The sequence below is a fragment of the Microvirga thermotolerans genome (genome assembly GCF_009363855.1).
Lineage (GTDB): Bacteria > Pseudomonadota > Alphaproteobacteria > Rhizobiales > Beijerinckiaceae > Microvirga > Microvirga thermotolerans.
Genome location: NZ_CP045423.1, coordinates 3,584,954 through 3,606,610, shown reverse-complemented (window position 1 = coordinate 3,606,610; position 21,657 = coordinate 3,584,954). Strand labels below are relative to the sequence as shown.

18 protein-coding genes are annotated in these 21,657 nt (G+C 69.4%); 6 read left to right on the top strand and 12 right to left on the bottom strand.

Annotation, left to right across the window (positions count from 1 at the left end):
• The first annotated feature begins 208 nt into the window (after positions 1-208).
• Positions 209-1,828 (top strand): M10 family metallopeptidase C-terminal domain-containing protein, encoded by a 1,620-nt coding sequence (locus tag GDR74_RS17080; protein ID WP_210251028.1) that lies wholly within the window; start codon positions 209-211, stop codon positions 1,826-1,828.
• 124 nt (positions 1,829-1,952) lie between these two features.
• Here GDR74_RS17080 and GDR74_RS17075 read toward each other — a convergent pair whose 3' ends face one another.
• The 3 genes from GDR74_RS17075 to GDR74_RS17065 all read right to left on the bottom strand — a co-directional run bounded on the left by GDR74_RS17075 (position 1,953) and on the right by GDR74_RS17065 (position 5,542).
• Positions 1,953-3,284, bottom strand: a complete 1,332-nt coding sequence (locus tag GDR74_RS17075) for a L,D-transpeptidase family protein (protein WP_152587422.1) — start codon at positions 3,282-3,284, stop codon at positions 1,953-1,955.
• A 144-nt stretch (positions 3,285-3,428) separates the two neighbouring features.
• On the bottom strand, positions 3,429-4,526 hold the full coding sequence (locus tag GDR74_RS17070) for a D-alanine--D-alanine ligase family protein (RefSeq protein ID WP_152587421.1): 1,098 nt from the start codon (positions 4,524-4,526) through the stop codon (positions 3,429-3,431).
• A 62-nt stretch (positions 4,527-4,588) separates the two neighbouring features.
• Positions 4,589-5,542, bottom strand: coding sequence for an acetyl-CoA carboxylase carboxyltransferase subunit alpha (locus GDR74_RS17065; RefSeq protein ID WP_152587420.1), 954 nt, complete (start codon positions 5,540-5,542; stop codon positions 4,589-4,591).
• Positions 5,543-6,076: 534 nt separating this feature from the next.
• On the opposite strand from GDR74_RS17065, the gene GDR74_RS17060 reads away from it, so the two are divergent.
• Positions 6,077-9,502 carry a calcium-binding protein gene (locus tag GDR74_RS17060; protein WP_152587419.1) on the top strand — a complete coding sequence of 1,142 codons (3,426 nt, stop codon included), beginning with the start codon at positions 6,077-6,079 and terminating at the stop codon, positions 9,500-9,502.
• 93 nt (positions 9,503-9,595) lie between these two features.
• Here the strand turns inward: GDR74_RS17060 and GDR74_RS17055 are convergent, their stop codons facing one another.
• Entirely contained in the window at positions 9,596-10,354 is a 759-nt protein-coding gene (locus GDR74_RS17055) for a class I SAM-dependent methyltransferase (RefSeq protein WP_152587418.1), read from the bottom strand.
• A gap of 126 nt (positions 10,355-10,480) precedes the next feature.
• Between GDR74_RS17055 and gloB the strand changes: the two genes are divergently transcribed.
• A complete protein-coding gene (gene gloB, locus GDR74_RS17050; RefSeq protein WP_152587417.1) occupies positions 10,481-11,248 on the top strand; it encodes a hydroxyacylglutathione hydrolase in 768 nt (255 codons plus the stop codon).
• A gap of 78 nt (positions 11,249-11,326) precedes the next feature.
• On the top strand, positions 11,327-12,079 hold the full coding sequence (locus GDR74_RS17045; RefSeq protein ID WP_152587416.1) for a GNAT family N-acetyltransferase: 753 nt from the start codon (positions 11,327-11,329) through the stop codon (positions 12,077-12,079).
• Positions 12,080-12,135: 56 nt separating this feature from the next.
• Here the strand turns inward: GDR74_RS17045 and yddG are convergent, their stop codons facing one another.
• The 3 genes from yddG to GDR74_RS17030 form a co-directional block, all read right to left on the bottom strand.
• On the bottom strand, positions 12,136-13,008 hold the full coding sequence (gene yddG / locus GDR74_RS17040; protein ID WP_152587415.1) for an aromatic amino acid exporter YddG: 873 nt from the start codon (positions 13,006-13,008) through the stop codon (positions 12,136-12,138).
• Between the two features lie 85 nt (positions 13,009-13,093).
• Positions 13,094-13,819: an acetoacetyl-CoA reductase gene (gene phbB / locus GDR74_RS17035; protein ID WP_152587414.1), complete on the bottom strand. Its 726-nt coding sequence runs from the start codon at positions 13,817-13,819 to the stop codon at positions 13,094-13,096.
• 168 nt (positions 13,820-13,987) lie between these two features.
• A complete protein-coding gene (locus GDR74_RS17030; protein ID WP_152587413.1) occupies positions 13,988-15,166 on the bottom strand; it encodes an acetyl-CoA C-acetyltransferase in 1,179 nt (392 codons plus the stop codon).
• A 242-nt stretch (positions 15,167-15,408) separates the two neighbouring features.
• Between GDR74_RS17030 and phaR the strand changes: the two genes are divergently transcribed.
• Complete coding sequence (phaR, locus tag GDR74_RS17025; RefSeq protein ID WP_152587412.1) at positions 15,409-15,996, top strand: polyhydroxyalkanoate synthesis repressor PhaR; 588 nt, start codon at positions 15,409-15,411, stop codon at positions 15,994-15,996.
• A 5-nt stretch (positions 15,997-16,001) separates the two neighbouring features.
• Here the strand turns inward: phaR and GDR74_RS17020 are convergent, their stop codons facing one another.
• The 3 genes from GDR74_RS17020 to mtgA all read right to left on the bottom strand — a co-directional run bounded on the left by GDR74_RS17020 (position 16,002) and on the right by mtgA (position 18,945).
• Positions 16,002-17,648, bottom strand: coding sequence for an EAL domain-containing protein (locus tag GDR74_RS17020; protein WP_152587411.1), 1,647 nt, complete (start codon positions 17,646-17,648; stop codon positions 16,002-16,004).
• A 197-nt stretch (positions 17,649-17,845) separates the two neighbouring features.
• On the bottom strand, positions 17,846-18,031 hold the full coding sequence (rpmF, locus tag GDR74_RS17015) for a 50S ribosomal protein L32 (RefSeq protein ID WP_152587410.1): 186 nt from the start codon (positions 18,029-18,031) through the stop codon (positions 17,846-17,848).
• Positions 18,032-18,165: 134 nt separating this feature from the next.
• On the bottom strand, positions 18,166-18,945 hold the full coding sequence (gene mtgA / locus GDR74_RS17010; RefSeq protein WP_152587409.1) for a monofunctional biosynthetic peptidoglycan transglycosylase: 780 nt from the start codon (positions 18,943-18,945) through the stop codon (positions 18,166-18,168).
• Between mtgA and GDR74_RS17005 the strand changes: the two genes are divergently transcribed.
• Positions 18,944-19,870, top strand: coding sequence for a polyprenyl synthetase family protein (locus GDR74_RS17005; RefSeq protein ID WP_152587408.1), 927 nt, complete (start codon positions 18,944-18,946; stop codon positions 19,868-19,870). The genes mtgA and GDR74_RS17005 overlap by 2 nt on opposite strands.
• A 9-nt stretch (positions 19,871-19,879) precedes the next feature.
• On the opposite strand, the gene GDR74_RS17000 is transcribed toward GDR74_RS17005, so the two are convergent.
• Entirely contained in the window at positions 19,880-20,797 is a 918-nt protein-coding gene (locus GDR74_RS17000) for a DMT family transporter (RefSeq protein WP_246179721.1), read from the bottom strand.
• Positions 20,798-21,086: 289 nt separating this feature from the next.
• Positions 21,087-21,641, bottom strand: coding sequence for a GNAT family N-acetyltransferase (locus tag GDR74_RS16995; RefSeq protein ID WP_246179718.1), 555 nt, complete (start codon positions 21,639-21,641; stop codon positions 21,087-21,089).
• Between the last annotated feature and the right edge of the window lie 16 nt (positions 21,642-21,657).

Sequence of the window (21,657 nt, the reverse complement as noted above, 5' to 3'; positions counted from 1 at the left end):
CAAGTCATGGCCGGTTTAGGCCGGGGCGGGCTGCCACGTGCCGCAACCACGTACCGCAACGCAGGGTCCTTGAAGGGCGTTTTCGCAACACTATAACGCAAAGTCACGTGCCAACCCTTGCAGGAGTGTATTCATGCGCAACCGCCTTCTCGTCGGATCGGCCCCATCGGATGACAACCGAAGCGGCGTAGGCCGTGGGAGCGATTCCTTGCCCTCGGCCGCGAACGGAGCGGCGTCTCCGGAGCGGGCTGCCGCCGCCAGTCCGGCTAAGGTCGCCCCGATCGGCCGAACCGTTCCGGGAACCGGAGGCGGCGACAGGCTCGTCGGCACCGACGGCAACGACCGACTGCTCGGCGGCAATGGCCGTGACGCTCTCTTCGGCGGCAGCGGCAACGACCGCCTGCTCGGCGGTGCTCACAACGACGTGCTGACAGGCGGCAACGGCCGCGACATCCTTGACGGCGGCCGCGGCAACGACCGCCTGTTCGGCGGTGCCGGGCAGGACAGGCTCGACGGCGGCAACGGCAACGATCGGCTCGTCGGCGGTATTCACAACGACACGCTGACGGGCGGTTTGGGCCGCGACACCCTCGACGGGGGCAGCGGCAACGACCGGCTCGTGGACGGTCCCGGCCGGGACTGGATGAAAGGCGGTGCCGGCCGCGACACCTTCGTGCTCGCGCCCGTGCACCAGATGGCGACCGGAACCGCGCGCGACGTCATCCTCGACTTCAACCCGGCGCAGGACAGGCTCGATTTCTCCCGCGTGGATGCGGACACCGCGAAACCGGGCCTCGACGCCTTCACGCATCTTGTCGCCGGTCATGAGGCGTTCACGGGCCCCGGCCAACTCCGCTACGACGGCGCGACGGGTCTCCTGTCCGGGAACGTCGACGCGGACGCCGAGCCCGAGTTCGAGATCCTTTTCGCGAACAGGCCCGCCACGCTCGGCCTGACATTGCCTCTTCTCCCGACGCCTCCGATTCCGCCGGCCCCTGTGCCTCCCCCTCCTCCGCCCAGCATGTCCGCCTATGACAGCACCATTCTGTCCGATCACCCGGTTCTGTTCCTGCCCCTCTCGGAGGCCGGGCGAGCCGCCGTCGAGGCCGATGCGGCGACGCCGCACCGGCAGGGGAGCTACCATGGCGCCGTCTCGGCGGCAGGGATGCCCAACGGTGACCGCGCAGCCGTTTTCGACGGCCATAACAGCTATCTCGAGGTTCCCGACGCCCCCGACCTGTCCGTGCCACGGACCGGGATCCTGACCTTCGAGGCCTGGCTGCGGCCGGATGCGCTGATCTTCCCGGTGAAGGAGGGCAACGGTTACGTGCACTGGATGGGCAAGGGCGAGGTTCACGGCGGGAGCATCCCGGACCAGGTCGAATGGGCGGCCCGCATGTACAGCGCCGACAATGGGGACAATCCCTCGCGGGAGAACCGGATTTCCGGATATGCCTTCAACCTGGAGGGCGGGCGGGGGATCGGCTCCTATGTCCAGGAGGACGTCCAGGCCGGTGGCTGGATCCACTACGTCTTCGTCATCAACACCACCCCGCAGGATCCCGACGATCCCGGCTACACCAAGATCTTCGTCGACGGCCGGGGAACCCTCCCCAATCCCTGGGACGACAAGGATTCGCTGCTCGAGTTCTGGCCCGATCCGACGACGCCCCATCTCGTGCAGCCCGGCGACGGCGATGCGCCCCTGCGCGTCGGGACCCGCGACCTGAAGTCTTTCTTCCTGGGCGCGATCGGAAAGGTCGCCGTCTACGACTACGAGCTCACCCCGGACCAGATCCTGAGCCACTACAACGCGATGTGGAACTGAGGGCGCCCGTCGAGGCGCGGCAGGCTTTCGGTCCGGACACGCAAAACGGGTCGGGCCGGCAACCCTGGACAGCAGAAAGCCCGCCGGAGAGGCGGGCTTTCGAACGGGGACGATCCCGTGCCGGTCAGTTCGCCGCTGCGACGCTGACCGCGCTCCCGGCCTGGGCCTTGCGCTGGACGGCCGCGGCGGGCTTCTGCGCGGCAGCGCCCGACTTGGCAGGTGCGGCCTGGGCCGTCTCCGCCGCCGGCTGTGCGGCCGTCGTGGAGGAGCTGAACAGGTCGCCGATACCGTTGAACATCTTCTTGTAGAAGGGTGTCTCCCCGTTGCCGACCGGGGCGGCGGCGGGGGGCGCACCGAGGGCGGCGACCTTCGTCTCCCCGGCGGCCGGCCTGTCGGCGGCAGCGGTCCTGGCCGCGGCCGGGCTCCGGTCGAGGGAGGCATAGGCCAGGGCGGTGGAGGGCGTCTCGGGCTTGGGCTTGCCGGTCGTGTCGTCGAGGGCGATCACCTGCGGACCGGAGGAGAGGCCCTCGGGGCGGCTCACGTCGCCGAACTTGTCGCGCATGCGCGCGTCCACCACCAGCGATCCGTCCGAGCCCACGGCGCCGGCCAGGGCGGTGCGGAAGGACTCGTGCGAATCGCCGTCGTGATAGACGAGCTTCACCGGCTTCTCGCCGCGGGCCACCAGCTCGGCGACCTCCTGCTCGTCCTTGCGGCGCTTCTCCGCCAGGGCGGTGACGACCGACTCGTCGGGTACGTTGAACTGGTAGCGGCCGGCCGTCACCGTGACCCGCGGCTCTTCCTTCGTCACCTCGAAATAGTCCGAGCCTTCCTTCAGGTTCTTCCAGAAGCCGATATTCGGATCGAGCCGGTGCTGCGCCAGGTTCTTCGGCGTCATGCGGAAGGGGAAGGACTGGAACTGGAACGCCCGCTGGCCGCTGGCGAAGGCCTCGCGCGCCACGGCGTAGATCTCCGCGATGTTCTGGTCCGTCATGGCGAAGCAGCCCCGCGAGGAGCAGGAGCCGTGCACCATGATGTCGCCGCCGTTGCGGCCGAGGGAGCGGTCGTAGGCGTTGGGATAGCCCGTGTCGAAGGACAGATAAAAGGCCGAGTTCGGGTTCATCTGCGCGGGCGTGACCGTGTAGAAGCCCTCCGGCACCTGGCGGTCGCCCTCGCGGGTCTTGGGGCCGAGCTGGCCCGACCAGCGGCAGATCGGATAGGTCTTCAGGAGCGCGTAGCGGCCGTCGGCGCCGCGCTTCCAGATCTCCATCTCCGATTCCTTCTTGTAGGCCCGGATCAGGATGGGGTCGTTCTTCGTCATCCCCTTCGAGGCCATCAGCGCCATGGTGGCCGCCGGGATCGGCGTCAGGTGGCGCGTGGAGCTTCGGGAGAAGCCATCATCCTGGCAAGCGGCGAGCGCGAGCGCCAGGCTCGCAGCCAATGCGATACGCTTCATCATAGGGGACCCCGCAATTTTTTTGATCCGCCCGGGCCATCCTGGACGGTTCCCCGATAGGCTTAGATTGTTAGCCTTAACTCCGGCTTACCGCAAGCACGGCCGTAATGGAGTTATGGTGAACGAGCCGCCGAAGGCGGGCCGGAGTCAGGCGGGCTTCGGCGCCCGCCTGCCGTCCTGCCGGGCCAGGGCGTGGCCGATCAGGACGTCCATCAGCTCCCGCTGGGAGAGACCGGCCGCCTCCCACAGCTTGGGATACATGCTGATGGCGGTGAATCCCGGCAGCGTATTGATCTCGTTGACGTAGATCCCGTCCGGGTCCGCCGGGTCGACGAAGAAGTCGACCCGCGCCAGCCCTTCGCAGCCGAGCACGCGGAAGGCCTCGAGGGCAAGCTCCCGAATGCGGTCGGCCAGGGCGGGGTCCAGGTCCGCCGGGATCAGCAGGTCCGCGCCCGCCGCGTCCTCGTACTTGGCGGCATAGCTGTAGAAGCCGTGACTCTTCGCCGGCGCGATCTCGCCGAGGGGCGAGGCGCGCAGCTCGCCGGAGGCGCCTTCCAGGATGGAGCACTCGATTTCCCGCGCCCCCGACACGCTGCGCTCGACCAGGATCTTGGCGTCGTGCCGGAAGGCGAGGTCGCAGGCCGCCTCGAAGGTCGCCGCGGAGCGGGCCGGGGAAACGCCGACCGACGAGCCCATGTTGGCCGGCTTCACGAACAGGTCCGAGGTGCCGAGCATTCCCGTGGCGGCCTCGTAGCTCATCCGGGTGCGGCGGGTCATCGACAGGAAGGGCACGACGGGAAGGCCGCCGTCGCGCAGGAGGCGCTTGGCGACGTCCTTGTCCATGCAGGCGGCGGAGCCCATGACGCCGGAGCCCACATAGGCCAGGTTCGCGAGCTCCAGGAGCCCCTGGACGGTCCCGTCCTCGCCGTTCGGCCCGTGAAGAACCGGGACCGCGACGTCGAGGCGAAGGCGGCGCGGTTCCTCGCCCAGGACGGCCAGTTCTCCGTCATGGCCGGGAAGGAGCGCGACCTCGGGGGCGTCCTGCGGGATCTCGAGGGACTTCGAGCCCGGGGCGGCGGAGTTGCCGAGACGCCACCGGCCGTTCCGCGCGATCCCGATGGGGACGATGTCGTACTTCGCCGGATCGAGCGCCCGGAGGATGTTGGCCGCGGACATCCTGGAGACGTCGTGCTCGGCCGAGCACCCGCCGAACAGCAGTCCAACGGTCTTGCGCGCGTGCTTCATGATCGATCCTCCGGCCCATTGTGCAGTAAGGCCGGAGAGGTTGAAACCCTGTTAAGGCCGCCTCAGAGCTTGCGGCCGATGGCGAGGAACTTCTCCGCCCGGTGGTCGCGAAGCTCCGCCGGCCCCATGTTGCCGAGGTCCTGGAGCGCCTCCTCGATGGCGTTCCCGGCCGCCGCGATGGCCGCCTGCGGATCCCGGTGGGCGCCGCCCGTCGGCTCGGCCACGATGCCGTCGATGACGCCGAGGCGCAGGAGGTCCTGGGCGGTGATCTTCATGTTCGTGGCGGCGTCCTGGGCCCGTGCCGCGTCGCGCCAGAGGATCGAGGCCGCGCCCTCGGGGGAGATCACGCTGTAGATGGCGTGCTCCATCATGAGGACCTTGTTGGCGGTGGCGATGGCGATGGCCCCGCCGGAGCCGCCCTCGCCGATCACGAGGGCGACGTTGGGGACGCCGAGGCCGAGCTGCGTCTCCGTGGAGCGGGCGATGGCCTCGGCCTGGCCGCGCTCCTCCGCCTCGATGCCGGGATAGGCCCCGGCCGTGTCGACGAAGGAGAGGACCGGCAGGCCGAAGCGGTCCGCCATCTCCATCAGGCGCACGGCCTTGCGGTAGCCCTCGGGCCGGGCCATGCCGAAATTGTGCCTGATGCGGGTCTCGGTGTTGTGGCCCTTCTCCTGGCCGAGCACGCAGACCGGCTGGCCGCGGAAGCGGCCGAACCCGCCGACGATGGCCTCGTCCTCCGCGAACTTCCGGTCGCCCGCGAGGGGCGTGAAGTCGGTGATCAGGCCGGCGCAATAGTCGACGAAGTGCGGGCGCTGGGGATGGCGGGCGACCAGGGTCTTCTGCCAGGGCGTGAGCCTGGCGTAGAGGTCCTTGAGGGCCTCGGCCGCCTTCGCCTCCAGGCGGTGAATGTCGTCGGCGATGGAGACGGCATCCCGGCTCTCGCCCAGGGCCTTGAGCTCCTCGACCTTGGCTTCCAGCTCGGCGACCGGCTTTTCGAAATCGAGATAACTGCGCATCAGACTCTGTGAAAAATGAAAAACCGGCGCCGACCTCCTCGGCCCCGCCGGACCGCGCGGACACTGGCGATTTGACGGCCGCAAGTCAAGCTGACGCCCGTTTGCTCCCGAGGACGGGCGCGGCAGGGCGGCCGGAAAGCTTTCCTGGCGGCAAACTCGGGCGAAATCATGGGGCGCCGGCCGCGTCCCTTGAGCCGGAGAGCGGCCGGCATGCTTGCATAAATGAAATAACATATTGCTTTCTGGCAAGACGGCGCACGGCCAGGTTGCGGGTCCCGCGCGCCCGAACAGGATGAGGGAGGCATCGTCGATCAAGCCTGCAATGCCGTTCGAGAGCCCGGATGGAGCGGAATCGGCCGGGCTTCCCATTCTCGCAAGCCTCGGCCCTTCTGCATCTGTGGGTTGCCGACTTTGCATGGGAGGCCGGCTCCCCCTCCGGATCGAGAGTGGGGCAGCAGGATCGTTTAGATATGATCCATTTGCATTCGCGCCTTCGCTCCTCCGGGGAGACAAGGCAGCCAACGGGGGGTTCTCATGACGAAATCCAGTCCGCAGGGTCGTTCCGCCGAGCCGGTCGGCCGCAACGCCTCCGATCTCGGGGCGCACGTTCCCGATCCGCTCGCCGACGCCCGTGAGGGGCGTCGGTCGCTGCAAGCCTATCCCGATGCCGAGAAGGCCGCCGGCGAGCGGTCCTCCTCGCTGGAGACGAATGCGCTCTCGAGCGCTTCTGCCGGTTTCTCGGCCTCCTCCGTCATCCGCGGCGACGACGGCGACAACGACCTCGGCAGCCACGACGCCACGGCGTCGCAGGCCATCTACGCCGGCATGGGCTGGGACACCCTGCGGGGCGGCTCGGCGGACGACCAGCTCTTCGGCGAGGAGGACGACGACCTCCTCATCGGCTGGCAGGGCAGCGACCTCATCGACGGCGGCGACGGATTCGACACGGTTTCCTACGAGACGGAAACCGGAGGGCGCGGCGTCGTCGTGAACCTCACGGACGCCGCCTGGACCTACGACGGCATCACGTACGCGGCCTTCACCGGCACCGACACCTGGGGAAACCTGGACACCTATGTGGGCATCGAGGCGGCCGTAGGCTCCGCCTATGACGATGTCATCAACGTCCAGGGCGGCGAGAACATCGTCCTCTACGGTCTCGGCGGCAACGACACCCTCATCGGGAGCAGGATCGAGGGAGGCCTGGTAGCGAACGACACCCTCATCGGCGGCGAGGGCGACGACACCTTCATCGGCGGCACCGTCATGTACGAAGGCATGGCCGGCGTCACGGTGACTCTCTCGAGCGGTTCGGGCACAGGGACGGGCCAGGGCAACGACACCTTCTCGCAGGTCTATTGCGTGATCGGCAGCGACGGGGACGATGCGATCTCGGGGGCGACCGAAATTCATGGCGGGGCCGGAAACGATGTTCTGACCGGAAGCAACAGCGACGGAATCGATTCGATCCACGCAGGCACCGGAATCGACACGATCTACGGCACCGCCGGCAGCGATTACATCTTCGGCAATTTCCAGACCGCGCTCCGGTACGACCGGCTTCCCGCCTCGTTGTACCTCGGCCGGATCCAGGCGAATCTCGGCACCGGCATCGTCAACAAGTACACCGTCAGCGGAACGGTCGCCGGATCGGACCAGGCGTCCGGGATCAAGAACCTCGCCGGGACCAATTATGGCGATTCCGTCACCGGTTCGATCTACGACAACAGAATCGAGGGCCTCGGCGGAAACGACGTCCTCTCCGGGGCTGCCGGCAACGACACCCTCGAGGGCGGGGACGGCAACGACTCTCTCTACGGCGTCTACGACAACGATTCGCTGCTCGGCGGAGCCGGCAACGACAGCCTCGATGGCGGGGACGGCAGCGACACCCTCGTGGGCGGCACCGGCAACGACACCATGGTCGGCGGCCTCGGCAACGACGTCTACTACATCGACGATCTCGGCGACTCGACCCTCGAGCTCAACGGCACCAACGGCGGCATCGACACCGTCTACATCTCCGTGAAGGACTTCGACGGAACCAAGCTCGCGAACATCGAGAACATCGTCCTTGTGGGCGAGGGCAGCATTTGGGGCAGCAACGCGGCTCCGGTGATCGGCGGCGCGCCCTCTCCCGTGACGGTCGCGGTCCAGGACATCGAGATCGCAAGCCCCTTCACGACCGTCACCGTCACGGACGACAGCGCATCCGTGACCGCGACCGTGAAGATGAGCAACATCTACGACGGCGCCTTCGTGAATCTCGGCACCGGCACCTACGACGCGCTCGCGGGCACCTACACCGTGTCCGGCACCGCCGCCGCCGTTCAGGCGGCGCTGCGGGCCCTGCAGTTCAACCCGACGGATCATTCGGACCTGCCGATCGGCACGGTCCACACCACGACCTTCACCATCTCCGTCGTGGACAGCGCTGGCGCCGCGGCGGTGCCGAACAGCAACATCGCCGTGGCCGCGACGGTGGCGAACCGCGCGCCGATCATGATCGCGCCCGAGGCGTCCTTCACGGTCGATGACACCGACAGCTCCATCCGGCCCTTCGCCGGCTTGAGCATCGGCGAAACGAACATGGGCGACACCGTGACGGTGCGCATCGCCCTCGACGCGCCCGGCAAGGGCGTCCTGATCCCGGGCAACGGCGGCACCTTCGACGCGGCGACCGGGATCTTCACGATGACCGGAACGGCCCTGGAGGTTCAGACGGCGGTCCATGCCTTGCGCTACGATCCGACGGACCGGACCGGCGCCCCGGATCTCAGCGCCGAGACGACCGTCTTCACCATCGAACTGACCGACGCGGGCGGCCTGTCCGCGCCGTCGAGCAGCGCCATCCGGGTCACTTCGATCCACCACGAGAACGCGGTGCCCACGGCTCCCGTGCTCTCGGGCGGAGCGATCAGCGACGCGGCTGCGGCCGGCACCGTCGTGGGAACGCTCTCGGCGACGGATACGGACGGGGACGCGCTGTCCTTCACCTTCGCGGACGCACTGGCGGGCTCCGATGGCCTCGTCAGCGCCGACGGCCGCTTCGCGATCTCGGGAGGATCCATCGTCGTCCGCGACAAGAGCCTGATCCAGGTCGCGCAGGACACGGTGTTCAGCTATGCCGTCACGGCCTCCGACGGGCGCGGCGGAGCCGCCACCGGCACGGTCGCCGTCACGGTGGCGGACGTCAACAAGGCTCCGACCGACATCGCCCTGTCGCAGTCTTCCGTCCGCGAACATTCCGACGTCGGCACGGTGATCGGGACCCTCTCGGGCACCGACCCCAACGGCGACGGGCTGACCTACACGCTCCTGAATGACGGAGGCGGGCTCGTCGAACTCGTCGGCAACGAGATCCGCGTCAAGAACAACGCGGCCATCGACTACGAGCAGGTCACCTCGTTCGACATCGCGGTCGCAGCCAGCGACGGCGCCGCATCCTTCACCAAGACTCTCACCGTCGCCGTGCAGGACGCGAAGCGTGAGACCGTCGTCGGAACGGCCGGCAACGACCTGATCAGGGGCGGCAGCGGCGCCGACGAGCTCAATGGCGGCGCGGGCAACGACACGCTCGGCGGCGGCGGCGGGCAGGACGACCTGACCGGCGGCGCGGGCGCGGACGCCTTCCTCTTCGACCAGCTGCCGTCGAAGAGCAGCGCCGACACGATCCTCGACTTCTCGATCGCCGAGGGCGACCGCATCGTCCTCTCGCGCACGGCCTTCGCGGCCTTCGGCGCTGCGGACGTGGGGATGCTGAGCGCGAGCGCCTTCGCGACCGGCAAGGCCGCGGCGGATGCGGACGACCGCATCATCTACGATCGGTCCGCCGGGCGCATCTACTACGATGCGGATGGGACGGCCGGCGGCAAGCACAGCGCGGCCGCGGTCCTGATCGCCACCCTGACGAGCGGCGTGAAGCCCGCGCTCACGCACGAGAGCTTCTTCATCGTCTGACGCAGCTGTCATCGAGACCGAAGGCGCGGGGCGGCTCCCAAGAGCCGCCCCTTCCTTTGTCTTCCGACCCCGGAAGGACGACGGGAAGAGGGTTCAGGGCTGCCGGTCGCGCGCGATCACCCGGGAGGCGGGAGCCGGGGCCGGAACGAGGACGGGGGAGAGTCGGGCGGAACGGCGCACCGCCCGCACCGCGCCGGGACGGTAGAGCTGCTTCGTCGCCTCGACGATGTGCAGGCCGGCGAAGGGCAGGGAGAAGCCGATGCCGATCTGCTCCCAGGCCTGCGCCGTCTGCAGCAGGAACCGGCTGCGCAGGGGCGGCACGTAGAGGGTCTCGGCCCAGCCCTCGGGCGAGAACCAGGTCTGGCGCATGAGGCCTTTCAGCTGGGAGCGGCTGTAGGGCTGGCCGTGGCCGAATGGCGTCGTGTCCATGCGGGCCCAGAGACCGCGCCGGTTCGGCGCCACCAGGATGATGCGCCCGCCCGGCGTCAGGATCCGCCAGATCTCGTGCAGCAGTTCGGTGGGGCTCTCCACCGTCTCCAGGGCATGGACCACCAGCACCCGGTCGATGGAGGCATCGGGCAGGGGCATGGCAAGGGGATCGACCAGGGCCGAGGCGGAGGGGCCCGTCGCCGGCCAGTTCACCACGCCCTGGCTCGCCGGCATGAAGGCGAGCGCCCGCTCGCATTCGGCGCGGACCGGCGCGAGATAGGGACAGGCATAACCGAGGCCGAGCACCCTCAGACCGGCGAGAGGCCCCCAGAAGCGGCCGATCGCCCGTCCCACGAAGCGGCGGGCGACGACGCCGAGCGGGCTGGCGTAGAAGCTGCGCAGGTCCGTGATGTCGATGCTCATGCTCCGTCCGTCGAACTCCCTCGCGAACTCCCTCGCGACCTCCCACGGCCCCCGCGCCGTCCGGGGCTGGTTTCCTCTGCGGACTGTCCCATGATAACCGGTGACGCATCAAGCCAAGGCGGTGCCATGCCCATCCAGATCCATGCTTTCCTCTGCCGCGAGGACAATATCGGTGTCCTCGTCCACGATCCCAAGTCCGGCGCCTGTGCCGCCATCGACGCGCCGGAGGAGGGGCCCATCCTCAGGGCCCTCGAAGAGACGGGCTGGTCCCTGTCGGACATCCTCGTCACGCACCGCCATGGGGATCATGTGGAGGCCATCGCGCCGCTCAAGGAGCGCTTCGGCTGCCGGATCGTGGCGCCGCTCAAGGCGAAGGGGGCGGTGCCCCAGGCCGACAGGCTGGTGCAGGAGGGCGATTTCGTGCAGGTGGGCGAACTGCGCGCCGACATATGGGAGACGCCGGGCCATTGCGACGACCACGTCTCCTACTGGTTCGCCGCGGACCGGGTCCTGTTCGCCGGGGACACCCTCTTCACCCTCGGCTGCGGCCGCCTGCTGGAGGGAACCTACCCGACCTTCTGGGCGTCCCTCCGGCGAATCGCCTCGCTGCCCGACGATGCCCGCATCTACAGCGGCCACGACTACACCCTCTCCAACGGCCGCTTCGCCCTCGCCGTCGAGCCTGGCAACGCCGCCCTCAAGCGGCGCATGGCGCAGGCGGAGGAGGCCAAGGCCCGGGGGGGCTTCCTGGTGCCGACCACCCTCGGAGAGGAGAAGGCGACGAACCCCTTCCTGCGTGCCGGCGAGCCGGAGGTCGCGCGGGCGGCGGGGAAGGAGGGCGCGGAACCGGTCGCCGTGTTCCAGGCCCTGCGCGAATGGAAGAACCGGTTCTGACGGCCCAGGGCCCGACGAGCCCCTCACCGAGTATCTTTCCCGTCATCGGCCGCAGGCCGGGACAATGCGACGGACACCATGAGCGACCACGATCTCGTTCTCGGACTTGAATGCCGCCTCATGAACGCCTGGCCGGCCTTCGACTACCAGGCCTACGAGGGATGGATCCTGCGGTTCGCCGACGGCTACAGCAAGCGCGCCAATTCGGCGACGCCGCTCATGCCGGGCGCCCGCCTCGACGACGCGCTGGTCGACTACATGGTCCTGCGGTTCCTCGATGCGAACGTGCGGCCGACCTTCCGCCTCACCGGCCTCCAGGACCCGTCCGTCGACGACCTGCTCCGGTCGCGGGGATTCCTGGAGGTCGAGCCGACCTGCGTGCTCACGGCCCCGGTCAGGGGGGACTGCGAGCCCGATCCGGAGGTGACGATCGAGCCCCAGGTCTCGAAGCGGTGGGTGCGGGAGGCCGCCCAGTCCTACGGCGGCGACAAGGCGGACGACGCCACCCTGATCCAGATCGTCTCACGAATCAGGCAGAAGGCGGCCTTCGCCACCCTGAGCCTCGACGAGCGGCCGGTGGCATGGGGTCTCGGCGTGGTGGAGCGCGGCTTCGTGGGCCTCTACGACATCGTCGTGGCGCCGGACCTGCGCGGTATCGGCCTCGGGCGGCGGGTCGTCTCGAGCCTGATGGCCTGGGGATGCGGCGAGGGCGCGCACACCGCCTATCTCCAGGTGCGCGAGGAGAACGAGATCGCGCTCTCCCTCTACCGGGCCTTCGGTTTCTCCCAGGCCTACCGCTACACGCACCGGGTCATGCCGGGCGGCGCTTAGAGCGGAACGGGGCACGTGCGAAGCGGGCGCCCGCGTTCCGCGCCCACCAAAACCGCTCACCCCCGGCGTGACCGGGGCGTGAGCGTCGCCACCAGGGCCCCGAGCACGATCAGCCCGCAGGAGAGGGCGAGGGTCAGCGAGGCGGGGGCATAGCCCGCGAGGACGAGGAGCAGGGTGGACAGGACCGGGGTCGCATAGGACGCCACTCCGAGAAGGCGGATGTCCCCCCGCTTCATGCCGATGTCCCATACGTAGAACGCCGCGCCCACGGGTCCGAGGCCGAGGGCGAGCAGGGCGAGCCACTGCATCCCCGATTCCGGCCAGACCGTGGTTTCGAACAGCCAGTGGCAGACAAGGCTCAGCGCGGCGGTCACCAGGCAGAATCCCGCCACCGCATCGGTCGGCACCTCGCCGAAACGGCGGGAGAGCACCGAATAGCCGGACCACACGAAGGCGGCGACGAAGGCGCAGAGATAGCCGGGCACGTACTCCGCCCGCGCGTCGAGCGGCCCCCGTCCCGCGATCAGCACGACCACCCCCGCGAAGCCCAGGAGGGCGCCGACCACATGGGCGCGGCGCAGGCGCTCGCCCGGAAGGAAGGAGGAGAACAGGACGATCAGCAGGGGCCAGAGATAGTTGATGAGGCCCGACTCGGCGGGCGGGGCCAGACGCAGGGCGGCGAAGTAGAGGGCGTGGTAGCCGAAAAGCCCTCCGAGGCCGAGGGCCCAGACGACCGGCTTCTGCCGCAGGGCCTTCATGCCCTCGGGGCGCCTGATCCAGGTGGTCGCCCCCACGAGGCCGCCCACCAGGAACGTCATCGCTGCGAGCTGGAACGGGGGAATGCGTCCGGTCGCGGCGGTGAGCAGGGCGAGAAGGGACCAGAACAGGACGGCGGTGAAGCCGATGGAGGTGGCGGTGCGTATCGTCATGCCGCCCGCATAGACGAAAGCCCTCCGCCTGGGGAGAGCTTTCGGAAAAGGCGCCTGCCGGTTCCGGGCCCTTGCGGCCCGAAAGTCACGCCATGTACTGCCCGCCGTTGACGGACAGGGTCGAGCCGGTGATGAAGCCGGCGCCGTCCCCCACCAGGAAGAGCACGCTGCGGGCGATCTCCTCGGCCTCTCCCAGGCGCCCGACGGGAATGAGGGGCAGGATCTTGGACTTCAGCACCTCCTCGGGTACCGCCTGCACCATTTCGGTGGCGATGTAGCCCGGCGCGATCACGTTCACGGTGATGCCCTTGCCGGCGTTCTCCAGGGCGAGCGCCTTGGCGAAGCCGATGACCCCGGCCTTGGCGGCGGAGTAGTTCGCCTGCCCCATCTGCCCCTTCTGCCCGTTGATGGAGGAGATGATGACGATTCGCCCGAAGCCCCGCTCGCGCATGCCCTCGATGATGGGCCGCGTGCAGGTGAACATGGAATCGAGGTTGGTCCGGATCACCGCCGACCATTGCTCGTAGGTCATGCGGTGGAACATCCCGTCCCGGGTGATGCCGGCATTGTTGACGAGCACCTCGATGGGGCCGAACTCCGATTCGATCGTGCGGATGCCGGCCTCGCAGGCGGCAGGATCGGACACGTCGAACTTGTAGACGGGGATTCCCGTCTCCGCCTTGAAGCGGTTCGCGGCCTCGTCGTTGCCGCCGTAGTTGGCAACGACCGTGTAGCCCGCTTCCTTCAGCTTTCGCGAAATCGCAGCTCCGATGCCACGGGTCCCTCCCGTGACCAGCGTAACGCGCGCCATCCTCGTCTCCTTCCCGTAAGCCGTTCCCGGACGGTGCCTCCGCCGAAGCCCGCCTCTCGGGGCGGCCCGGACAGACCGGGCCGCCATGGATCATAGCTTAGGACAATGGGCAGAGCCTAGGAGGGGTGCCCCAGCTCTTTGGGATGCGCCCGTATGCGTTGCCGCGCCTCAGCGCTCCAGGCACATGGCGATGCCCATGCCGCCGCCGATGCAGAGGGTCGCGAGGCCCTTACGGGCGTTGCGGCGGCCCATTTCGTGCAGCAGCGTGACGAGCACGCGCGCCCCCGAGGCGCCGATGGGATGGCCGATGGCGATGGCGCCGCCGTTGACGTTCACGATGGACGGATCCCAGCCCATGTCCTTGTTGACCGCCAGGGCCTGGGCCGCGAAGGCCTCGTTCGCCTCCACGAGCTCGAGGTCGGAGACCTTCCAGCCGGCCTTCTCCAGGGCCTTGCGGGAGGCCGGGATCGGGCCCGTTCCCATGATCGCGGGGTCCACGCCCGCCGTCGCCCACGAGGCGATCCGGGCAAGCGGCGTCAGGCCCCGGCGCTGGGCCTCGGCCTCGGTCATCAGCACCACGGCGGCGGCACCGTCGTTGATGCCCGACGCATTGCCGGCGGTCACGGTGCCGTCCTTGGAGAAGGCGGGCTTGAGCTTGGCGATCGCGTCCAGCGTCGTGCCGGGGCGGATGTACTCGTCCTGGTCCACCACCACGTCGCCCTTGCGGGTCGAGATGGTGACGGGCGCGATCTCGTCCTTGAAGCGGCCGGCCTTCTGGGCGGCCTCGGCCTTGTTCTGCGAGGAGACCGCGAACTGGTCCTGCTCCTCGCGGGTCAGCTGCCAGCGCTGGGCCACGTTTTCGGCGGTGTTGCCCATGTGATAGCCGTGGAAGGCGTCCATCAGGCCGTCCTTGAGCATGGTGTCGATGAGCTTCAGGTCGCCCATCTTGGTGCCGCCGCGCATATGGGCCGCATGGGGCGCCTGGGACATGGATTCCTGGCCGCCCGCCACGATGATGCCGGCGTCGCCGTTGGCGATCTGCTGCATGCCGATGGCCACCGTGCGCAGGCCCGAGCCGCAGAGCTGGTTGAGCGCCCAGGCCGTCTTCTCCTGGGGGACGCCCGCCGCCATGGCCGCCTGCCGGGCGGGGTTCTGGCCCTGTCCGGCGGTGAGGATCTGGCCGAGGATCACCTCGTCGACCTCCGCCGCCTCCACCTTGGCGCGCTCCAGCGCCGCCTTGATCGCGACGGCGCCCAGCTCATGGGCGGGGGTGTTCCCGAATGCGCCGTTGAACGAGCCGACGGCCGTGCGTGCCGCGCCGACGATGACGATGTTGTCCCGGGCCATTCCGATCTCCTGTACGGTTGAGGCAAGCCGCCCCTTGAGGTCCGATCAAAGCGCCAGACGGAGGGAAGTCAAGCGCCGCGCCCCGTATATAGGGAGGTAGCAGGTATGCGCCTTTAGACTTTTAGGGCTTTGATCGCCCGGCGGAATGCCTATAGCTTTGTGCCGACGGCCGATGCCCCGCTCGCCCGGGGTGCAAGGGTGCCGGCGCCGGTTTCGCATTCAATCAGGACGTATCGGGTTCCATGGCGACGGACAAGCAGACGGACAAGCAGCCCACCGTTATCAAGAAATATGCCAACCGCCGCCTCTACCACACCGGCACCTCCACCTACGTGACGCTCGAGGACCTGGCCGGCATGGTCCGCCAGGGCGAGGATTTCGTGGTCTTCGACGCCAAGACCGGCGAGGACATCACCCGTTCCGTCCTCACCCAGATCATCTTCGAGCAGGAGAACAAGGAGGGGCAAAACCTCCTCCCCGTCACGGTTCTGCGCCAGCTGATCCGCTTCTACGGGGACAGCCTCCAGTCCCTCGTGCCGAGCTATCTCGAGTTCTCCATGGAGAACCTCTCCCGGGAGCAGCAGAAGCTGCGCGAGCAGATGAGCCAGGCCTTCGGCCCCTCCGCGTTCCAGACCATGGAGGAGCAGGTCCGCAAGAACATGACGTTCTTCTCCGAGGCGATGCGCATGTTCTCGCCCTTCGCCCAGCGCGAAGAGGGAGCCGCCCGTCAGAAGGCAGAGACCGCCGGAGAGAGCTCCGCCGAGCTTCGGGACCTCAAGCGCCAGATGGCCGAAATGCAGGCCAAGCTCGACGCCTTGTCCCGCAAGTAGGAAGCTCAGGCGCGACGGGCGCTCTGCGGCGGAAGTCCGGGGACCGGCAGGGGCTCGGCCCCGCCGGCGACGGCTCCCGCGAGATAATCCACTCCCCAGTCCGCCAGCCTGCGGGCGCACGGCTCGTCGTCCACCCCGTCCGCGAGGGTCGCGATGCCGAGGTGCTGGGCGAGGTCGACGAGGCGCCTCACGAACAGGCGGTCCTCCATGGACCGGGACAGGATTGGGGCGAACCGGCCGTCGAGCTTGAGGATGTCGACGGGCAGATGGCGCAGGTGCGCCAGGGAGGCATAGCCGCTCCCGAACCCGGACAGGACGATTCCCACCCCGAGCGCCTTCAGGGCGTCGAGGCGGCCCCGGGTCGCGCCGGGATGCCGGAGGAGGGATTCGGGCACCTCGACCAGCAGGCGGGACGCGATGCCGGGGCGGGCGCCCAGATGGGCCGCGAGCGCCGGGAGCCATTCCCCGTCGCGGAAGGTCGCCGGCGCAACGGGAAGGCTCAGGCGGGCCTCCGGCAGGCGGGCCAGGTGATCCGCGGCGAGTTCCAGAAGGCGTGCGTCCACCAGGAACGGCAGGTTGGCTCCCTTGAGGGCCGGGACGCGCAGGAGCGGCCCGCCGGTGCCGCCTTCCTCCCCGGAAAGGAAGGGGGCGGCCTGGGACAGGATGGGCTGGCGCGTCAGCGCGTCCACCGTCGGCCGCAGGGAGAGCCCGAGGCGGCGGCCGTTGAGGGCATGGACGACCTCGAGCGGGTCCGCTTCCGCCCGGGGGGCGGCAGGCTGGGAGCTACGGCGGCGCGGTTCGTGCAGGATGGCCGTCTCCGGGCCGGTGCAGGTCCGGTCGAGGGCCTGCTCCGCCAGGCGCAGGAGCTCGGTGGCGTCGAGGGCATGGTCGGGAGCCGCCGCGGCGCCGAGCCGCACCGGCAGCCCGCCGCCCGCCGCGAGGCCGGACAGGCGCCTCATGGCGCTTCCCGCGTCCCAGGCGGCGCAGGAGGCGAGCACCACGGCGAACCGGTCGGGCCCGAGGGGCCTGACGACGTCGTGCCGCCGCAGCATCGGGCGCAGGCAGCGGGCGAGCCCGTCGAGAGCCGTCCCGTCCGCCTCGGTCTCGACGCGGCCGAGGATCAGGGTGATGGAATGGGAGAAGCGGAGCGCCTCGGCGATGGCGTGGTTGAGGCGTCCGAGCAGGGCGGTGCGCCGCCCGACGGCGGCCGGCAGCATGTCCGCACCGACTTCCTCGGCCCGGAGCAGTCCCTGCACGATCCGCGGCGCGCCGCGTCCGTCCGGGAGGCGCCGGCCCGAGTCCCGCACCATGACCACGTGATCGACCCCGAAGCGGAGGGCATAGCGGAGGTCGAAGGTCGCGCCCGCATCCGGGCGGGCGATCTCGGCATTCCGGTCGTCGGTGCCGCTCCCGGGCTCCACGAGGGCCGCCAGGGCCTGGCCGGTCCGCGGCAGCGCGTCGGCCGGAATGCCGAGCACGGTTGCCGCATTGGGGCCCCAGGACAGGGCGTCGCCGTCCAGGTCCCATTCGTAGAGGGTGGCGCGCAGGGTGGCGAGGGCGGCCTGCGGGTCGGCGACCGGCGGAGCCTGCGTTTGCCGGGTCAGGGCCATGCCCTTGAAAAACCCAGCCCGCCCCTGCCTCTTCCTCGCCATGACACCGATCCTCGAAACGCACGGGGGAGGGGCGGAGGAACGGCGTGAATCGCCTCCTCGACGGCCCTCGCCGACAGCCGCCAGGATCGGCCCGGAGGCTTAACGAACCCTAAAGACGGGGGCTGTTCGCAGGGACGTTCAACAACAAAAAAACCGGCGCTTGCGCGCCGGTCCGTTTCGCATCGTCGGGCCCGGGTTCAGGCTTCCGACTTCACCTTGAGGACCTGACGGCCCCGGTACATGCCGGACTTCAGGTCGATGTGGTGAGGACGGCGCAGCTCGCCGGAATCCTTGTCCTCGATGTAGGTCGGGGCCTTCAAGGCATCGGCGGAGCGACGCATGCCGCGCCGCGAAGGCGACGTTTTTCTCTTTGGAACGGCCATTTCTCGTCTCCGGTCAATAGCGGAGCGCCCGCTCAAACCGGGGAACGCTCACATTGGGAACTTGATGAGGTTGCGCCTCATACAAGGTATTTGCGGAAATATCTAGCCCCAAACCGCGTTTCCGCGTCGCGGCCTCAGCCCTTCAGGCAGTCGCTGAAGGGGGCCGCCCCCTCCATGCGCCGCATGAGCCGGGAGGCGAGGGCCTGGTGGCGCGGCTTCGGGCGGCCGGGATTGCGGACCAGCGGATTGGGCAGGGCGGTCGCGAGGAGGGCGGCCTCCCGGCGGGTGAGGTCCTTGGCCGGCTTGCCGAAATACTTCCGGGCCGCCGCCTCGGCCCCGAAGACGCCCTCGCCCCATTCGGCGATGTTGAGATAGTTCTCCATCATCTTCCGCTTCGACCAGATGAGGTCGAGATAGAGCGCGACCGGCAGCTCCAGGCCCTTGCGGATGTAGGAGCGCCCCGGCCACAGGAACAGGTTCTTGGCCGTTTGCATGGGAATCGTGGAGGCGCCCCGGGCCGGGCCGTCCTCGTCGGCGGCCTCCACCACGTCGCGCAGGGCGTCCCAGTCGACCCCGTGGTGGTCGCAGAAGCGCCCGTCCTCCGAGGTCATCACCGCGAGCGGAAGCTGCGGCGAGATCTCGTCCAGGCTAACGAATTCGCGCTCCACGCTCTGGAGGGTGAGCCAGCGACCCAGCATCAGGGTGGAGACGGGCGGCACGCCCCAGTACAAAAGGCCTAGCCAAAACACCGCCGCCGCCCATAAGAGGATGAGCCCGAGGCCGAGCCCCACCAGGCGGCGGAGCCAGCGGAGAGCGGTCGGCGGCCTGCGCTGCGGGGCCGGCTCCCGCGCCGGGTCCAGGTTTGCGTTCCCTTCGGACCGGTCGCCCTCGGCGCCCGAATTCAGGCTGAACATGATGTCATCCACCGGCTCTTTCGTGATGCGACTGTCCGAGGTCGCTAGGGATGTCGAGGCCTGCCTCGAAGCGTTGCTATCAGACGAAGCGCGCGGGGGCGAGATGGCAAGGCCTGCCCGCCTCCTTTCCGCCATGCGGCACGCGGCGCTGGGCGGGGGCAAGCGCCTGCGCCCGTTCCTCACGATCGAGACGGCGCGCCTCTTCGCGCGGGAGGGGGAGGGGCCCCTGCGGGCGGGGGCCGCCATCGAGCTCCTGCACTGCTACTCCCTCGTCCACGACGATCTTCCTTCCATGGACGACGACGACCTCCGGCGCGGCCAGCCGACCGTGCACAGGGCCTTCGACGAGGCCACGGCCATCCTCGCGGGCGATGCCCTCCAGGCCCTGGCCTTCGAGGTCCTCGCCGACCCGGCGACGGATCCGGACGCGGCGGTCCGAGCCGAGCTGGTGCTGGGCCTCGCCCGCGCCTCCGGCCTCGGCGGGATGGTGGGCGGCCAGCAGCTCGACCTCGCGGCGGAGGGGCGCTACGGCGAGGCGGTCCTCGCCGAGGAGGACATCCGCCGCCTCCAGATGATGAAGACCGGGGCGCTGCTCACCTTCTCCGTCGAGGCGGGAGCCATCCTCGGCCGGGCGGATGCGGCGGCGCGGAATGCCCTGCGGACCTACGGCCGGGCGCTCGGCGCCGCCTTCCAGGTGGCGGACGACATCCTCGACCGGGAAGCCTCCGCGGAGGCGCTCGGCAAGCGTACGGGCAAGGATCTGGAGAAGGGCAAGGCGACCCTCGTCGACCACCTCGGCATGGAGGGAGCGAAGCGCGAGTGCCGGCGCCTCGTGGCGGAGGCGCAGGATGCCCTGGCGTCCTTTGGGGCGAAGGCGGAGGTCCTGCGCGACGCGGTCCGCTTCGTGGCCGAGCGGGAGGTGTGAGCCGGAACCTTAAGCTTCCGCCGCCCGACGGTCCTTCGCCCAGCGCGGCGGCTTGAGCTCGCTCACGATCACGCCGGCCACGATGAGCGCCGCGCCGATGAGGGCCGCGGCGGGAAGGCGCTCGCCGGCGATGCGGCCGACGATGCCGGCCCAGACCGGTTCGCCCGCATAGATCACGGTGGCGCGGGTCGGAGAGACGGTCTTCTGCGCCCAGTTCATGGCGAGCTGGATCCCGGCGCTGGCGACCCCGAGGCCGACGGCGCTGGCGAGCAGGAGGGGGGACATGGCCGGGACCGGCTCCCCCATGGGCGCCATGCCGCCGAAGGCGAGGAGGGAGGCGGTGGCGAGCTGCACCACCGTGACCCGGCGCACGTCGACGCGGCCCGCATAGCCGCCGATGAGGATGATCTCCGAAGCGATGGCGACGGCGCTGATCAGGGTCAGCAGCTCGCCGATCCCCAGGCCGATGGACGCGCCATCCGGTCCCGCAAGGAGCACGAGGCCGCCGAAGGCGAGCGCGATCCCGAGCCAGGACATGAGTCCCGGCGGCCGCCGCAGCACGAGCCATTGCAGCAGGGGCACGATGGGGACGTAGAGCGCGGTGATGAAGGCCGACTTGCTGCTCGGGATCGTCTGCAGCCCATAGGTCTGGAGCGTGTAGCCGAGGAAGATGCTGATTCCGATCAGGATTCCCGCCTTCGCCTCGCGCCAGGTGAGCCCGCGCAGGACGGGCGCCGAGAGAAGGGCCATGAGGAGGGCGGCCGTGCCGAAGCGCAGGCCCACGAAGAAGAGGGGGCCGCTGACCGCAAGCGCGTTCTGCACGGTGAGGAAGGTTGCGCCCCAGATCATGGTAATCGCAACCAGCACGGCCTCGCTCCGGCTGAAGTAGAAGCGGAAGCGGGGAGCGGACGGGGAGGCGGCGACCACGGGCGGAATCCTTGTCTGGGAAGGCTCCGTGCCTATGGGCAACGGCGCGGGCGGTCAAGGCGAGAACGTTCTTTTGGAAGGCCCCGGCATGCTCCGGGAGCGCATGTCCCGCCGCCGGAGCCGCGCGGCCGTCACCCCGGCTTTCGCGCCGTCACGTGCAGCCATCGCGTTGGAATGCGGTCATAGCCGCTGCCCATCTCCTCCGCGATGTCGATGCTTCGCCACCGGTCCGGCCCATAGGCCGTGGCTCGACATCGCGACCTCTCGGAACGAGTCCTGGACGGTGCGCTCAGGCCGTCGGCACCCAGAACCGGAGCTTCGTCCGCCCGCCCGGACCGGGATGCGCGAACGCACCGTCGAAGACGCCGCCGTTGGCGAGAATGACTTTCCGCGACGCCTCGTTGCTCTCGTCGCAGGTGATCATCACCCGCGCAAACCCTTCCGCGCGCGCCACCGGCAGGATCAGGCGCAGGGCCTGCGTGGCGTAGCCGCGACGGCGCTTCCACGGCACGACGGCATAGCCGACATGACCAGGGCAGGTGGGCGGCAGCGCCTCCGTGCCCGGCTGGAAGCGGAAACCGATCCGCCCGCAGAATTCGCCGTCGCCGATCCAGAAATCGTGCGAGGGAAGCCGCGGCACCTCGCGCCCGTCCGGCAGGCGGATCGTGGAACTGTCATAGACCTCGTACAGAAAGCGCGCCCGGTCGAGGCGCAGCCGCTCCAGCTGCTCCCGGCTCACGTCCTGGTCGGTGTCGGGCGACCAGCCCCTGGCGAGGGCGTGCTCGTATCCGGGGAGGTCCGCGAGGTTCGGACGGATGAGGGCGATGGTCGCGATGTCGCTCATGACAGCGCGAGACTGA

What these genes read in the sequence shown, in the direction of transcription:
- GDR74_RS17075 (WP_152587422.1), bottom strand. Translation starts at nt 3,284, where the DNA reads ATGATGAAGCGTATCGCATTGGCTGCGAGCCTGGCGCTCGCGCTCGCC.
- GDR74_RS17070 (WP_152587421.1), bottom strand. Translation starts at nt 4,526, where the DNA reads ATGAAGCACGCGCGCAAGACCGTTGGACTGCTGTTCGGCGGGTGCTCG.
- GDR74_RS17065 (WP_152587420.1), bottom strand. Translation starts at nt 5,542, where the DNA reads ATGCGCAGTTATCTCGATTTCGAAAAGCCGGTCGCCGAGCTGGAAGCC.
- GDR74_RS17060 (WP_152587419.1), top strand. Translation starts at nt 6,077, where the DNA reads ATGACGAAATCCAGTCCGCAGGGTCGTTCCGCCGAGCCGGTCGGCCGC.
- GDR74_RS17055 (WP_152587418.1), bottom strand. Translation starts at nt 10,354, where the DNA reads ATGAGCATCGACATCACGGACCTGCGCAGCTTCTACGCCAGCCCGCTC.
- gloB (WP_152587417.1), top strand. Translation starts at nt 10,481, where the DNA reads ATGCCCATCCAGATCCATGCTTTCCTCTGCCGCGAGGACAATATCGGT.
- GDR74_RS17045 (WP_152587416.1), top strand. Translation starts at nt 11,327, where the DNA reads ATGAGCGACCACGATCTCGTTCTCGGACTTGAATGCCGCCTCATGAAC.
- yddG (WP_152587415.1), bottom strand. Translation starts at nt 13,008, where the DNA reads ATGACGATACGCACCGCCACCTCCATCGGCTTCACCGCCGTCCTGTTC.
- phbB (WP_152587414.1), bottom strand. Translation starts at nt 13,819, where the DNA reads ATGGCGCGCGTTACGCTGGTCACGGGAGGGACCCGTGGCATCGGAGCT.
- GDR74_RS17030 (WP_152587413.1), bottom strand. Translation starts at nt 15,166, where the DNA reads ATGGCCCGGGACAACATCGTCATCGTCGGCGCGGCACGCACGGCCGTC.
- phaR (WP_152587412.1), top strand. Translation starts at nt 15,409, where the DNA reads ATGGCGACGGACAAGCAGACGGACAAGCAGCCCACCGTTATCAAGAAA.
- GDR74_RS17020 (WP_152587411.1), bottom strand. Translation starts at nt 17,648, where the DNA reads ATGGCGAGGAAGAGGCAGGGGCGGGCTGGGTTTTTCAAGGGCATGGCC.
- rpmF (WP_152587410.1), bottom strand. Translation starts at nt 18,031, where the DNA reads ATGGCCGTTCCAAAGAGAAAAACGTCGCCTTCGCGGCGCGGCATGCGT.
- GDR74_RS17005 (WP_152587408.1), top strand. Translation starts at nt 18,944, where the DNA reads ATGATGTCATCCACCGGCTCTTTCGTGATGCGACTGTCCGAGGTCGCT.
- mtgA (WP_152587409.1), bottom strand. Translation starts at nt 18,945, where the DNA reads ATGTTCAGCCTGAATTCGGGCGCCGAGGGCGACCGGTCCGAAGGGAAC.
- GDR74_RS16995 (WP_246179718.1), bottom strand. Translation starts at nt 21,641, where the DNA reads ATGAGCGACATCGCGACCATCGCCCTCATCCGTCCGAACCTCGCGGAC.